General features: G+C 73.4%; 13 protein-coding genes and 1 pseudogene. 5 read left to right on the forward strand and 9 right to left on the reverse strand.

The annotated features are described in order from the left end of the window. Positions 1 to 50: 50 nt before the first annotated feature. From pcrA to ACSMX9_RS09705, 4 genes are all read right to left on the reverse strand, one after another. Positions 51 to 2,588 (reverse strand): DNA helicase PcrA, encoded by a 2,538-nt coding sequence (gene pcrA, locus ACSMX9_RS09690; protein WP_445401649.1) that lies wholly within the window; start codon positions 2,586 to 2,588, stop codon positions 51 to 53. Between the two features lie 58 nt (positions 2,589 to 2,646). Next, on the reverse strand, positions 2,647 to 3,000 hold the full coding sequence (locus tag ACSMX9_RS09695; protein WP_351246993.1) for a hypothetical protein: 354 nt from the start codon (positions 2,998 to 3,000) through the stop codon (positions 2,647 to 2,649). A 63-nt stretch (positions 3,001 to 3,063) separates the two neighbouring features. Further along, positions 3,064 to 3,783, reverse strand: a complete 720-nt coding sequence (locus ACSMX9_RS09700) for a LuxR C-terminal-related transcriptional regulator (RefSeq protein WP_445401651.1) — start codon at positions 3,781 to 3,783, stop codon at positions 3,064 to 3,066. Next, a complete protein-coding gene (locus ACSMX9_RS09705; protein ID WP_445401653.1) occupies positions 3,780 to 5,075 on the reverse strand; it encodes a PspC domain-containing protein in 1,296 nt (431 codons plus the stop codon). Before ACSMX9_RS09705 ends, ACSMX9_RS09700 begins: the two co-directional genes overlap by 4 nt. A gap of 159 nt (positions 5,076 to 5,234) precedes the next feature. Here ACSMX9_RS09705 and ACSMX9_RS09710 point away from each other — a divergent pair, with 159 nt between their 5' ends. The 4 genes from ACSMX9_RS09710 to ACSMX9_RS09725 all read left to right on the forward strand — a co-directional run bounded on the left by ACSMX9_RS09710 (position 5,235) and on the right by ACSMX9_RS09725 (position 8,065). Then, positions 5,235 to 6,572, forward strand: a complete 1,338-nt coding sequence (locus tag ACSMX9_RS09710) for a PspC domain-containing protein (RefSeq protein ID WP_445401655.1) — start codon at positions 5,235 to 5,237, stop codon at positions 6,570 to 6,572. Continuing rightward, complete coding sequence (locus ACSMX9_RS09715) at positions 6,559 to 6,819, forward strand: hypothetical protein (RefSeq protein ID WP_445401657.1); 261 nt, start codon at positions 6,559 to 6,561, stop codon at positions 6,817 to 6,819. Before ACSMX9_RS09710 ends, ACSMX9_RS09715 begins: the two co-directional genes overlap by 14 nt. Positions 6,820 to 6,912: 93 nt before the next feature. Continuing rightward, positions 6,913 to 7,482 (forward strand): DoxX family protein, encoded by a 570-nt coding sequence (locus ACSMX9_RS09720; protein WP_445401659.1) that lies wholly within the window; start codon positions 6,913 to 6,915, stop codon positions 7,480 to 7,482. Between the two features lie 109 nt (positions 7,483 to 7,591). After that, positions 7,592 to 8,065: a hypothetical protein gene (locus ACSMX9_RS09725; protein ID WP_445401661.1), complete on the forward strand. Its 474-nt coding sequence runs from the start codon at positions 7,592 to 7,594 to the stop codon at positions 8,063 to 8,065. A gap of 92 nt (positions 8,066 to 8,157) precedes the next feature. Here the strand turns inward: ACSMX9_RS09725 and ACSMX9_RS09730 are convergent. Then, a pseudogene (locus ACSMX9_RS09730) lies at positions 8,158 to 9,014 on the reverse strand (ergot alkaloid biosynthesis protein). A 324-nt stretch (positions 9,015 to 9,338) separates the two neighbouring features. On the opposite strand from ACSMX9_RS09730, the gene ACSMX9_RS09735 reads away from it, so the two are divergent. Next, entirely contained in the window at positions 9,339 to 9,695 is a 357-nt protein-coding gene (locus ACSMX9_RS09735; RefSeq protein ID WP_445401663.1) for a beta/gamma crystallin domain-containing protein, read from the forward strand. 287 nt (positions 9,696 to 9,982) lie between these two features. On the opposite strand, the gene ACSMX9_RS09740 is transcribed toward ACSMX9_RS09735, so the two are convergent. The 4 genes from ACSMX9_RS09740 to ACSMX9_RS09755 all read right to left on the reverse strand — a co-directional run bounded on the left by ACSMX9_RS09740 (position 9,983) and on the right by ACSMX9_RS09755 (position 13,533). After that, positions 9,983 to 11,263: a hypothetical protein gene (locus ACSMX9_RS09740; RefSeq protein ID WP_445402946.1), complete on the reverse strand. Its 1,281-nt coding sequence runs from the start codon at positions 11,261 to 11,263 to the stop codon at positions 9,983 to 9,985. 272 nt (positions 11,264 to 11,535) lie between these two features. Next, the gene (locus ACSMX9_RS09745; protein WP_351247015.1) at positions 11,536 to 11,958 is read right to left on the reverse strand and encodes an arsenate reductase ArsC; all 423 of its coding nucleotides are present in this window, start codon (positions 11,956 to 11,958) and stop codon (positions 11,536 to 11,538) included. Then, entirely contained in the window at positions 11,951 to 13,063 is a 1,113-nt protein-coding gene (arsB, locus tag ACSMX9_RS09750) for an ACR3 family arsenite efflux transporter (RefSeq protein WP_445401665.1), read from the reverse strand. The genes ACSMX9_RS09745 and arsB overlap by 8 nt, the downstream gene beginning before the upstream one ends. Beyond that, complete coding sequence (locus ACSMX9_RS09755; protein WP_445401667.1) at positions 13,060 to 13,533, reverse strand: ArsR/SmtB family transcription factor; 474 nt, start codon at positions 13,531 to 13,533, stop codon at positions 13,060 to 13,062. Before ACSMX9_RS09755 ends, arsB begins: the two co-directional genes overlap by 4 nt. Positions 13,534 to 13,563 lie beyond the last annotated feature (30 nt).

The raw sequence follows: 13,563 nt of genomic DNA on the forward strand, positions 1-13,563 counted from the left end.
CACACGTCGGTGGGGGCGCCTCCGTGACGGAGGCGCCCCCACCGGCGTTCCTAGAGCTTCTCCACCGGCGCGTACCGCAGCAGCAGCCGCTTGGGCTTCTCGTCCCCGAAGTCGACGGTGGCTTCGGCGTTGGAGCCGGCGCCCTTCACCCCGACCACGGTGCCCAGACCGAACTGGTCGTGGGTCACCCGGTCCCCGACCGCGAGGGCCACCACCGGCTTCTCCCCCGCGCGGCGGGTCGCGAAGCCGGAGGCCCCGGAGCCGGCCGAGCGGGACCTGCTGGACGACAGCGAGGCGGCGATCCCGGAGGTCGCGCCGAAGGCGGGGGCCGCCGGCGCGCCCTTGCGCTTCCAGGTCAGGTGCGTCTCGGGGATCTCCTCCAGGAACCGTGAGGGCGGGTTGTAGGAGGGCTGGCCCCAGGCGCTGCGCAGGGTGGACCGGGTGAGGTAGAGCCGCTCCCGGGCCCGGGTGATGCCCACGTACGCCAACCGGCGCTCCTCCTCCAGTTCCTTGGTCTGGCCGAGGGCCCGCAGGTGCGGGAAGACGCCGTCCTCCATGCCGGTGAGGAAGACCACCGGGAACTCCAGGCCCTTGGCGGTGTGCAGGGTCATCAGGGTGATGACGCCGTTGCCGTCCTCCTCGTCGGGGATCTGGTCGGAGTCGGCGACCAGGGCGACCTGCTCCAGGAACTCCGCGAGGGTGGCCCCGCCGACCGCCGGGGCGCCCTCGGCGGGGCCCTCCTCGGCGGCTTCCGCGGCGGCGCTCCGCTCCTGCTCGAACTCCAGGGCCACCGCGGCGAGTTCCTGGAGGTTCTCGATCCGGGTCTCGTCCTGCGGGTCGGTCGAGGACTGCAACTCCGCGAGGTAGCCGGTGCGTTCGAGGACCGCCTCCAGCACGGTGGCCGGGCCGGCGCCCGACTCGACGACGGTGCGCAGCTCCTCCATCAGCACGTTGAACCGCCGCACCGCGTTGGTGGACCGGGCGGCCATGCCGTACGCCTCGTCCACCCGGCGCAGGGCCTGCGGGAAGCTGATCTTCTCGCGCTGTGCCAGGGCGTCGACCATCGCCTCGGCCCGGTCCCCGATGCCGCGCTTGGGGACGTTCAGGATGCGGCGCAGCGGCACCGAGTCCTCCGGGTTGGCCAGCACCCGCAGGTAGGCGAGGACGTCCCGGACCTCCTTGCGCTCGTAGAAGCGGACCCCGCCGACCACCTTGTACGGCAGCCCGACCCGGATGAAGACCTCTTCGAAGACCCGGGACTGGGCGTTGGTGCGGTAGAAGACGGCGACGTCGCCGGCCTTGGCCTCGCCGGCGTCGGTGAGCCGGTCGATCTCGTCGGCGACGAACTGCGCCTCGTCGTGTTCGGTGTCGGCGACGTAGCCGGTGATCGCCGCGCCGGCGCCGGCCTTGGTCCACAGGTTCTTGGGGCGGCGGCTCTCGTTGCGTTCGATGACGGCGTTGGCGGCGCTCAGGATGGTCTGCGTGGAGCGGTAGTTCTGCTCCAGCAGGATCGTGGTGGCGTCCGGGTAGTCCTCCTCGAACTGGAGGATGTTGCGGATGGTGGCACCGCGGAAGGCGTAGATCGACTGGTCGGCGTCGCCGACCACGCAGAGTTCGGCGGGCGGCAGCTCGTCCGGAGCCGGCGGCTCGTCCTCGGTCCGGCCGCCGGAGGCCGTCCCCACCAGCTCCCGGACCAGCGCGTACTGGGCGTGGTTGGTGTCCTGGTACTCGTCGACCAGGACGTGCCGGAAGCGGCGGCGGTAGTGCTCGGCGACGTCCGGGAAGGCGCGCAGCAGGTGCACCGTCGTCATGATCAGGTCGTCGAAGTCGAGGGCGTTGGCCTCCCGCAGCCGCGACTGGTAGAGCGCGTACGCCTGGGCGAGGACGCGCTCGAAGCCGCCGGGCTCCGACTGCGCCTGGGCCGCGTAGTCCTCCTCGTCGATCAGCTCGTTCTTCAGGTTGGAGACCTTGGCGCTGAACGACTTGGGCGGGTACCGCTTGGGGTCGAGGTCCAGGTCCCGGCAGACCAGGGCCATCAGCCGCTTGGAGTCGGCGGCGTCGTAGATGGAGAACGACGAGGTGAAGCCGAGCTTCTTGGACTCGCGGCGCAGGATGCGCACGCAGGCGCTGTGGAAGGTCATGACCCACATCGCGGCGGCCCGCGGGCCCACCAGTTGCTCGACGCGTTCCTTCATCTCGCCGGCGGCCTTGTTGGTGAAGGTGATCGCGAGGATCTGGCCGGGGTGCGCCCCGCGGGCGGCGAGGAGGTGCGCGATGCGGTGGGTGAGCACCCGGGTCTTGCCGGAGCCGGCGCCCGCGACGATCAGCAGCGGGGAGCCGGCGTGCACCACGGCGGCCCGCTGCTCCTCGTTGAGCCCCTCCAGCAGGACCGCCGGGTCCACCACCGGGCGCGGCGCGCCGTCGCGGTAGTGGGCGTCGTGCGGCACCGGCCCGTCGAAGCGCCCGCCGAAGAGGTCGTCCGGGATCTCGTCCGGACCCCCGTCCTCGGGCGGCGGGGGCTCCTCGTCCGCTGCGGAGCGCGGGTGCTGGAGTCCCGCGAGGAAGCTGTCGTCGAAAAGGCTGCTCATCGCCTCCCGAGTCTAGGCCGCCCGACTGACAGACCGGGACCGGTCCGGGTGGGGTGGCTCACGTCCACAGCACGGCGATGAAGACGTTGGCCGTGGTGAGCCCGCCGACCAGGCCGAACAGTCCCTTGTCGATGCTCTCCTCGTCGCGCTTGACGTAGACCAGGCCGAGGATCACCACGAGCAGCGCGAGCTTCACGCCGATCTTGATGTTGTTGACGGCGTTGCCGTCCGCCTCGTTCAGGCCGACCAGGGCGACGCCGGTCACCAGCATGGTGAGGGCGCCGTGCAGCATGGCGGGGGTGTAGCGGGCGCGGCCCTCGCCCATGGCCTTCATCTGGGTGAGGAACCCGCCCAGCAGCGAGGCGATGCCGATGATGTGCAGACCGACGAGCAGATGGATGAGTACGTCCATGGGGCGGACTCTAATCACGGCGTTCCGGCAGCTCCCGGCCAGGGCGCCCTTACCCGGCCGGGCTCAGACCAGCCGGCGGGCGGTGGCCCAGCGGGTGAGCTCGTGGCGGTTGGAGAGCTGGAGCTTGCGCAGCACCGCGGAGACGTGCGACTCGACCGTCTTGACGGAGATGAACAGCTGCTTGGCGATCTCCTTGTACGCGTAGCCGCGGGCGATCAGCCGCAGCACCTCGCGTTCCCGCTGGGTGAGCCGGTCGAGGTCCTCGTCCACCGGGGGCGCGTCGGTGGAGGCGAAGGCGTCGAGGACGAAGCCGGCGAGCCGCGGCGAGAACACCGCATCGCCCTCCTGGACGCGGAACACCGAGTCGATCAGGTCGGTGCCGGTGATGGTCTTGGTGACGTAGCCGCGGGCGCCGCCCCGGATGACGCCGATGACGTCCTCGGCCGCGTCGGAGACCGACAGCGCCAGGAACCGCACCGGCGTCTCGGGGTCGGCCATCAGCGGGGCGCTGCGGCGCAGCACCTCGACCCCGCCGCCGCCGGGCAGGTGGACGTCGAGCAGGACCACCTCGGGGCGGGTGGCCGTGATCACGGCGACCGCCTGGTCCACGTCCGCGGCCTCGCCGACGACCTCGACGCCGGTCTCCTCGGTCCGGCCGATCTCGGCCTGCACCCCGGTGCGGAACATCCGGTGGTCGTCGACGAGGACCACCCGCACCCGGCGGCCGTCCGGCCGACCGCCCTGGCCCGCCGGCTGTCCGTGCGTTCCGGTCGCGTCGTTCATGGCGTCTTCTCCGCCCTCTCCATCGTCAGTTCGACCTCGGTGCCGCCGTCGGGCACGGCGCGCAGCCGCGCGGTGCCGCCGTGGCGCTGCATCCGGCCGATGATCGATTCTCGTACGCCCATCCGGTCGGCGGGAACCGCGTCGAGGTCGAAGCCCGGTCCCCGGTCGCGGACCGACACGAAGACGCTGTCCGCCTCGACCTCCGCGTACACCTGCACCGCGCCGCCCTCGCCACCGTACTTGGCGGCGTTGACCATCGCCTCGCGCGCGGCCTGCATCTGCGCGGTCAGCCGCTCGTCCAGCGGGCAGTCCCCGACGACCACGACCTCGATGGGCACGCCGTGCTTGTCCTCGACCTCGGCGGCGTGCCGGCGGACCGCGTCGGCGACGTTGCCCGGGCCCTCGGCCTCCTCCTCGTCCCGACCGGTGCCGTCGGGCTTGTACAACCAGGCGCGCAGCTCCCGTTCCTGGGCGCGGGCCAGCCGACGGACCTCGCCGGCGTGCTCCGCGTTGCGCTGGATCAGGGTCAGGGTGTGCAGCACCGAGTCGTGGACGTGCGCGGCGACCTCGGCGCGTTCCTGGGCGCGGATGCGCATGGTGCGCTCCTCCGACAGGTCCTGGGTCATCCGCACCAGGTAGGGGCCGGCGAGCAGGGCGATGCCGACGAGGACGGCCAGCGACGCCTGGAGGATCGAACCGAGGTGGGCGGCCGAGCCCTGGAGCACGAAGATCCCGGTGACGCCCGTGCCGACCAGCAGGACGCCCGCCGCGGAACGGGCCAGGGCGAGGTTGCGGCGCCGGCGGGACGCCTCCGCCCAGCGGGCGCGGCGGGCGTTGTCGGCCTGCCGCCACACCAGGGCGACGCCCGCGCCGACCAGCAGGGTGGGCCACAGGTACGCCTTGGCGGTGGTGCTGAGGTCGACGCTGCTGACGAACACCATCGCCACCAGCAGCAGGGCGAGCAGCGCGAAGATCTGGCCCTTGTCGGGCTTGCGGGCGACCAGTCGGCGCCGTCCGTCCGGGGCGGTCTCGGTGGTCAGCGGCGGGGGTCGTTCGGCGTCGATGCCGCCGACCCCGAGCGGCACGAAGAACCAGAACGCGGCGTACAGCAGCGCCGCGAGGCCGTCCGCGCTCAGCAGGCCCACGAACACCAGGCGCACCCAGACCACCGGCAGCCCCAGGTGCCCGGCCAACCCCCGGGCCACCCCGCCCAGCCAGCGGCCGTCTCCGCTGCGGTACAGCTTGCGCAGGGGGCGGGGTTCGTCGACGGTCACCGTCGCGGCATCGGGCATGCCCCGATCGTCACACGCCCCGCGCCGGCCGGGCATCAGGGTTCGACCCCCAGAAGCCCCTGGTGCCCGTGCCCCGGAGGCGGCACCCCGGGGGATCTCAGGGTCCGACCAGGGTCGCCCCGGTCCCCGCCCGACCGCGGGGACCGTCACCATGGAGCCATGAGCGAGCAGCAGCACGCCGCCCCCGGCCGCGGGGCGCCGGACGGCCCGGGGACCGCCGCCGCGGACCCGCCGGGCCGGGCCCCGGACCGCTTCCGGCGGGTCCGCGAGCAGAAAATGATCGGCGGCGTCTGCACGGGGCTCGGTCGGCACGTCGACATGGACCCGGTGGTCTTCCGGATCGTGCTGGCGGTGCTCAGCGTGGCGGGCGGGCTCGGGCTCATCTTCTACGGGTTCGTCTGGCTGTTCGTCCCCTTCGAGGGCGAGGAGGAGAACGAGGCCCGCCGGATGCTGACCGGCCGGGTCGACGGCCCCGCCCTGGCGGCGGTGGTGTTCGCGCTGGTCGGCTGCGGGGCGTTCCTCTCGATGCTGCACGACACCAGCCTGTTGACCTCCGGTGCCGTGCTCGCCCTGCTGCTCGCGGGCGCCGGGTACTGGTCGCGGCACCGCGGCGCGGAGGACCCCGACCCGCTGGCCGCGCACGCCGCCGCCGACGCCCCGCCGGAGACCACGGCCCCGCCCGCCCCGCACTCCGGCGGCTCCTGGTGGCGGGACCCCCTGGTCAAGGACGGCGCACCCGGCAGCACCACGGGGTACCTGTGGGCGCCGGAGGAGGCGCTCGCCCCGCCGGCCGGCGCACCGGGCGGGGGCTCGGCCCCCGGCGCGCGCGCCGGCGCCGAGCGTTCGAGGTGCGCGCCGCGCCCCGGCGGGCGACAGCTCGGCGGGACGGTGACGTCCCTGGCGGTGTTCGCCGCCGTCTTCGGCACCGCCACGACCTGGGACTCCTCCGCGCTGTCGGTGAGCCTCCAGACCGGGCTGGCCGCCGCGCTCGCCGTCTTCGGCCTGGGCATCGCGGTCAGTTCCTTCCTCGGCCGCACCGGCCCCGGCACGGTGGTGCTGGCCCTGCTCACCGCGGGACTGCTCACCGCCGCGACCGCCCTGCCGCACTCGATCTCCACCGACTGGCTGCGCACCACCTGGACCCCGGCGTCCGCCGCCCAGGTGAAGCCGGACTACCTGGTCGGCACCGGGGTCGGCACCCTGGACCTGCGCCGGGCGGTGCCGGCACCGGGCCGCACGGTGACCTCGAACGTCGAGGTCGGCGCGGGCCGGCTGCGGATCATCGTCCCGCCGCAGGCCCGGGTCGACCTGAAGGTCTCGGTGGGGCTGGGGGACGTCCAACTGCCCGGCGACCGGAAGAACGACATCGACATCGCGCCGGACCGGTTCCGCGAGGTCACCCTCGACCCGGTGGGGCCCGTGGCGGACCCGGGCACCTTCAAGCTGACCCTCGACGTGGGTCTCGGACAGGCGGAGGTGGACCGTGTCGCGCCATGAGTTCCAGCCCGGCCGGCTGATCGCCGGACTGGTCCTGCTGACGGCGGGCGTGCTCTACCTCGTGGACGCCGCCGACGACGGCGACCTCCCCTGGTGGACGCTGGCACCGCTGGTGGTGGCCGGCCTGGGCCTGGCCGCACTGGTCGGGGTGGTCACCATGCTGGTGCGCAGCAACCACCGCACCCGCCCCGCCGCCCGGGAACGACAGGGTGCAGGGGACACGGAGAACCCACCGCCCGGCGAGTGAGTCACACCGCGCCGCGCTCCGTATGGTCCTGTGGGGACACGAGTGACCCCCGCGCACGTCTCCCGGACCAGGCGAGGGCGAAAGGCGGCGACCATGGCCCACTCCGCGCATGCTGCTCGATCGACGCGCACCAGAGGCTCGACCCACCAGGACGTCGGCCCGCCGGAGCCCCACGAGGAGGGCGCCGTCCCCCGCCGTGCCGGCAACTGGCGCGAACTCGCCGGACGGTACGCGCTGTTGCCGCTGCGGCTCTTCCTCGGGGCGACCTTCCTCTACGCGGGCATCGACAAGCTGACCGACGAGCTCTTCCTCCAGGAGGCGGGCCTGGGCTCCGTCGGCGACCTGATGAGCAACGTCCGGGACGGTTCCGCGGTGCCCCGGCTGGTGGACCTCGCCCTCCACGACCCGGTCTCCGTCGGGTACGCCATCGCCTTCGCGGAGATCGCGGTGGGCACGGCCACCCTGGTCGGACTGTTGGCCCGGACCGCGGCCCTGGGCGGCGCCCTCGTCTCGCTGACCCTGTGGCTGACCGTCAGTTGGTCCGCCACCCCCTACTACTACGGCAACGACCTGGTCTACCTGCTGGCCTGGACCCCGCTGGTGCTGGCCGGCGCGCGGGTGCTCTCCCTGGACGCACGGGTGGCCGCGGGGCGGACTGGGTAGGACGGGGGGAGGGCGGGGCGCGGGCCGCGGGGGCGCTCCCGGCCCCCGGCGAGCCCGAGGCCGTTCCACTGCTGTGGTCGTGACGGACTCGGACCCGAGGGGGCAACACATGGACGGAGCACGGGCGTGGAGAACCGCACCGGTGTGGGTGACGTTGGCGGCGGCGCTGACCGCATGTTCCTCGACCCCGGATGACCGGGCCTGCACCGAGATCGGCGCGGAGTCCGGGGTCACCCTGGCCTGGCGGCCCGCCGACTTCGGCGACCGGGACGCGGCGACCGTCAGGCTGTGCGTCTGGGAGCGCTGCGAGGAGAAACCCTCCGGCAACCCCAAGGAACCGGAAGCCCGGCTGACGATTCCGGTGTCGGAGAAGATCGGCGGCGACCACGTCGCGGTGCGCATGACGGTCACCTCCCGGGACGATGAGGACGAGGGCGAGGTCGTCGTCAAGGACCGGGCCATCCCCCGCCTCGCCAAGTACCAGCCCAACGGCCCCGATTGCGAGCCCACCGCCTGGCAGGCGGCCTTCCGCGCCGACCCGGAGGAGGGGTTGGTGGCCGAGAAGGTGGCCGCGCGGAAGTGACGGCGGGCCGCCCGCGCGCGGTCCGGACACACACGCGGCCGTGGCCGGCCGGCAGGTCCCCCGGCGTCGGTGGGGCCCACGACCGGGACGGGTCAGCGGGCGCGCTCCCACTCCCGTTCCACGACCAGCCGGAAGCTCCCCGGCGGGCGACCGGTGAGGCGTCGGACGGTGTCGGTGGTGCGGTCCTCCGCACCGCCCTCGATCGCCCGGTCCATCCCGGCCAGCAGGGCGGCGAACTCCACCGGCACCCACGCGGCCAGGCGGTCGCGCAGTTCGTCGTGGGTCAGACGGCGGTGGACCACCGGACGGCCGGTGACCTCGGTGACGACGGCGGCGGCCTCGTCGTGGTCGAGCGTCTCCGGTCCGGTCAGGACCAGGTCGCCGTCGGGCACGCGGTCGTCGGTGAGCGCGTGCACGGCCACGGCGGCGATGTCGTCGGCGTCGACGAAGCCGATCCGGCCCGCACCGGCCGCGGTCAGGATGACGCCGTCCTCGCGGATGCTCCGCGCGTGGGGGTGCCTGCCGGTGAAGTTCTGCATGAACCAGGAGGGCCGCAGCACCGCCCACTCGTCGAACAGGCCGGGCAGGGCCCGGTGCACGCCCCCCCCACGGCCGGACCGCCCTCGGGCACGGCCGAGGAGCTGAGGAGCACCGCGCGGCGCACACCGGCGGCCCGCGCCCGGCGGAGGAAGGGCAGCACCACCGGAGCCGGGTCCGGCTCGCCCACCGGCGGGACGACGTAGACGCGGTCGGCGCCGGCGAGCGCGCCGTCGAAGGTGGCGGGCTCGCACCAGTCGAACACCTCGCCGGGGAGAAGGGCACGACCCGCGGGGAGATGCGCGGGCGGCTGGCGGAGTTCACCGCCAGGCTCCTCGGCGGCCCCGCGCCGGGACCCGCGACCGCCGACGGCTGACCGCACCGCACCGGGCGTTCCGGGGGAATGACGCACGACGATCTTCCCCTGACCACTGCCGATCTCCGCCGAAGGATCTCGCCGATGATAAGGAATTCAAGAATCGATCACAGAGATCCACAATCAAAGAACACATCATCCTGCCTTTTTTCGAAATGGATTCGATCCGGTCGCTTAAGAGCACGTTCCGGCCCGACGAGTCATGAGCCCCTTGCGATGCGTAGCGGCCTTGCGGGACCTTGGTCGGGCAATCCCGAGGCGATGGAGCGGTGCACTCGGCCGGGAAGGCTCGCCGTCATGGCGAGCCGGAATGCATCCGGCTGCGAGGCACCTCCCGTCGAACATTGGATGGAGAGAGTTGTGATCGCAAAGACGAAGAGGATCACCCGATCCCTGGCAGTGACGGTGGCGGTCACCGCGGCCGTCACGATCGCGATGCCCGCGGGCAACGCGTACGCCATCAACGAGGTCCCGTGTGGAAATCGGACGGATTTCCTGAAGGTCTGGTCGCACCATGACTGGTGGGGCACCAGCGTGGACTGCTACGCCAACGGGGGCAAGATATCGTTCGGCAACTGGTGGGTCGATCGCATTTCGACGGGCAACAACGACGTCATCTACCACGATGCGAACGGCGCCAAGGTGCGCATCAACCGGTGGACCGACATCCGCTACCCGAACCGTCCTCCGAAGGTTTCCCACTTCGAAATCATCTAGCGGTCGCCTTATGCGTTTTCGGTGAATCCTTGATCGTGGACGAGCCGCGGGCGATTCCGGTGAATGCCGGGAAAGGCTCGGCCCCGCGTTCGTGACGGCGGTGAAGCGGGCGAGGTCCGCGATGTCGGCGAGGACGTGCGGCGGGTCCCCCTGACGGGTCCGCCGGCACCGGTGCGGCGTTCCGGGTCGCCGGGGCGCTACCGGCCCGGCCCCGGCCCACCCGCCAAGGGTCCCGTCGAGCCCTTGCTCGCCCTTCGGGGCGGGGACGGACCGACGGCCCGGCGCACTCAGTCCGCCGCCACCTGGATCACGGCCCGGTTGGTCTCTATCCCGGCCGCGGTGACCACCTGGACCTCCACCGTGCCGGGTTCGACCTCGGCCGGGACGGGGACGGTGAGGATGCCGTCGGACGGGTTGGTGAAGCCGCCGGCGACGGGGACGAGGGGCACGTGGACGTGGACCGCTCCGATGCGGACGACCAGCCGCGTCAGCGCCTCGGCCTCGTGGCCGCCGGGCGGGACGAAACCGGCGCCGCGGACCTCGATGTCGTCGCCCGCCCGGATGGGGCCGTCCAGGTCGCCCGCCTCGCGGGCGCGGACCACCGAGTGGATGACCGGACGGCCGCCCTCCGCGTACTTGCCGGCCAGGTACGTCACCGCGGAGACGAGGACCAGCACGGCCAGGCCCCACGGCAGATCGGGGAAGCGCTCCGGACGGCGGGCCAGGCGCACCGCGGTGAACACCAGGGCGACCCCGGTCACCAGCACGTACTGCACGTCGGTGAAGCTGCCGCGGCCGGAGTCGTCGGTGAGCAGGTCGGCGGCGCGGGGGCGCAGCGCGCGCACCTTCTGGAGCCGCTGGCCCAACACCCGTACCGCGACCACCCGGCGGACCAGCACGGCCACCGCGCACAGCACGGCGACCACGGTGAGCGTGCCGGCGCCGCGGGACAGCGCCAGGCCGTCGATCAGGGCGTCCCGCTCGGCGTGCCCGGAGGCGCCGGCGAGTTGCCCGGCCAGCACCAGCACCGCGTACCCGACGAACAGCACCCAGAGCGCGGCGACCGCGCGGGAGGTGGAGAGCCGGTTGTCCTCGCCGATCAGCGGGGCCAGCACCCCGCCGTTGGCCCGGTGCACCCGGGCGGCGGCGGTGAGCAGCGCGGCGACGAGCACGGTGGCGACCAGCCCGGCGGTGCGGGTGGTCGTCCACCCGGTGCCGAAGGCGGTGAAGGTCTGCACCGCGAGCACCGCCCCGGTGACCCCCCACACCACGGCGAGGGTGGCGGGCCACAGCGACGCCCGCCACGAGGTGCCCGCGGCCCGACCCCGGGCGGCCACCACCCCGGCGGACTGGGTGAGTTCGTCCGACACCCACTGCCGGGTGGCCGCGGCGGAACGGGCGACGGCGGCGGGCACGCCCCGCCCGGCGGCCAACTCCTCCCGCCGGGTGAGGAAGGCGCGCACCGCGCGCCGGTGCCCGGCCCGCGCGCCGTGCGGGCAGTCCCCGCACGCGCAGCCGCCCTCGTGGATGTCGTCCCGTCCCGCCGCCGGTAGCGCCACCGCGTCCACTCCGTGCCCCTGAGTCCCCGCACTCACGTTGCCGCATGCGGAGTTGACCGGAGGCGGACGCAAGTTCCTTGTGATTACAGGGAATTGTGCCCTATCCGGGCGGATACCGGCGGATCATGTCAGACGGCGTCGGTGAATTCCGTCCCGCGCCGGTCGTTCCCGGCGGTCCCGCCCTCGTCTCCCCCTCGGCCTCACCGCTGTGACCTGCGGTGACCGAACACCGGGCGGGTCGTCGACGAGCGCGGGACGTTGCCGGTCCGGACCGGTCGGGATCAGGGCGCGGGGACGCCGAGGTCGGCGAGGAGCGCGCGGACCCGGCGCTCGATGTCGTCGCGGATGGGGCGGACGGCGTCGGGGCTGCGGCCGGCGGGGTCGTCCACCTGCCAGTCGAGGTAGGTCTTCCCGGGGAACACGGGGCAGGTGTCGCCGCAGCCCATGGTGATCACGACGTCACAGGCGTGGACGGCGTCCGGGGTGAGGAGCGCGGGGGTGCGGCCGAGCAGGTCGATGCCCTTCTCGGCCATGACGGCGACGACGGCCGGGTTGAGGTGTTCGGCGGGCGCGGAGCCGGCGGAACGGACCTCGACGCGGCCCGCGGCGAGGTGGGCGAGGAAGGCTGCGGCCATCTGGGAGCGTCCGGCGTTGTGGACGCAGACGAACAGCACGGACGGCTCGGGGGCGGGGCGGTCAGGCACGGGACGGTTCCTCCGGGGCGGGGGACGGGGGGAGGCCGCCGCCGGGGAACAGGCGGCGGGCCCTGAGGGCGACGTGGACGAGGGCGATGAGGACGGGCACCTCGATGAGGGGGCCGACCACCCCGGCGAGCGCCTGGCCGCTGCTGGCGCCGAAGGTGGCGATGGCGACCGCGATGGCGAGCTCGAAGTTGTTGCCGGCCGCGGTGAACGCCAGTGTGGTCGCCCGCGGGTAGTCGAGCCCGGCGGCCTTGCCGATGGCCATGGACCCGGCCCACATGAGGGCGAAGTACACCAGCAGCGGCAGGGCGATCCGGGCGACGTCGAAGGGCCGGGAGGTGATGGCCTCGCCCTGGAGGGCGAAGAGGATCACGACGGTGAACAGCAGCCCGTACAGGGCCAGGGGGCCGATCCGGGGCACGAAGCGGCTCTCGTACCAGTCGCGTCCGCGGGCCCGCTCGCCGAGGCGGCGGGTGAGGTAGCCGGCGGCGAGGGGGACGCCGAGGAAGACCAGGACGCTGGAGCCGATCTCCCACGCGGAGACGTCGAGGCCGGTCGTGGTCAGGCCGAGCCAGCCGGGCAGCAGGTCGAGGTAGAACCAGCCCAGCAGCCCGAACGCCACCACCTGGAAGACGGAGTTGAGCGCGACGAGCACGGCGGCGGCCTCGCGGTCGCCCCGGGCCAGGTCGTTCCAGATGATGACCATGGCGATGCAGCGGGCGAGCCCGACGACGATCAGGCCGGTCCGGTACTCGGGCAGGTCCGGGAGGAAGATCCATGCCAGGGCGAACATCAGCGCCGGACCGACGAGCCAGTTCAGCACCAGCGACCACACCAGGAGGGGCCGGTCCCGGGTCACGGTGTCGAGGCGGTCGTAACGCACCTTGGCCAGGACGGGGTACATCATCACCAACAGCCCGAGCGCGATCGGCAACGACACCCCCGCCACGGTCACCGAGGCCAGCGCGTCGCCGAGGCCGGGCACCAGCCGGCCGAGGCCGAGGCCGGCGGCCATCGCGGTGAGGATCCACAGGGCGAGGTAGCGGTCCAGGAACGACAACCGCCCCGCCGTTCCGTCGGCGGCGGGGGCCGGGGCAGGGGCGCTCACTCCCCGGCCCCGGCGGAGACAGTGGCGGAGGCGCACGCGGTGCCGGGGAGCGGGGCGCCGGCGGGGCGGGTGAGGATGCCCGCGAGACGGTCGGTGGCCTGGGGCAGCAGCCGGTAGTAGACCCAGGTGCCGCGCCGTTCGGAGGCGATCAGCCCGGCCTCGCGCAGGAGCTTGAGGTGGTGGGAGATGGTCGGCTGGGAGAGGTCGAACGCGGGGGTCAGGTCGCACACGCAGACCTCGCCGCCCGCCCGGGAGGCGATCATCGACAGCAGCCGCAGCCGCACCGGGTCCCCGAGCGCCTTGAACACCTTCGCCAGGGTCTCCGCCTGCTCGGGGTCCAGCGGCGCGGACAGCAGCCCCGGGCAGCAGTCCGCCACCCCGGCACCCTCCGCGCCGGGACCTTCCGCGGCGGACCCCTCCACGGCGGGGCCCGGGGCCTTGCCGAGCGTCACCCACTCTTGATTCGACATTCTTCTATGTTGACGTTCTTCGATCCAAGA

It is taken from the genome of Streptomyces sp. LE64 (genome assembly GCF_052606915.1).

Coding starts and splice junctions, on each gene's coding strand:
- ACSMX9_RS09725 (WP_445401661.1), top strand. CDS start 7,592: ATGGACGGAGCACGGGCGTGGAGAACCGCACCGGTGTGGGTGACGTTG.
- ACSMX9_RS09700 (WP_445401651.1), bottom strand. CDS start 3,783: ATGAACGACGCGACCGGAACGCACGGACAGCCGGCGGGCCAGGGCGGT.
- ACSMX9_RS09720 (WP_445401659.1), top strand. CDS start 6,913: ATGGCCCACTCCGCGCATGCTGCTCGATCGACGCGCACCAGAGGCTCG.
- ACSMX9_RS09710 (WP_445401655.1), top strand. CDS start 5,235: ATGAGCGAGCAGCAGCACGCCGCCCCCGGCCGCGGGGCGCCGGACGGC.
- ACSMX9_RS09755 (WP_445401667.1), bottom strand. CDS start 13,533: ATGTCGAATCAAGAGTGGGTGACGCTCGGCAAGGCCCCGGGCCCCGCC.
- pcrA (WP_445401649.1), bottom strand. CDS start 2,588: ATGAGCAGCCTTTTCGACGACAGCTTCCTCGCGGGACTCCAGCACCCG.
- ACSMX9_RS09695 (WP_351246993.1), bottom strand. CDS start 3,000: ATGGACGTACTCATCCATCTGCTCGTCGGTCTGCACATCATCGGCATC.
- ACSMX9_RS09705 (WP_445401653.1), bottom strand. CDS start 5,075: ATGCCCGATGCCGCGACGGTGACCGTCGACGAACCCCGCCCCCTGCGC.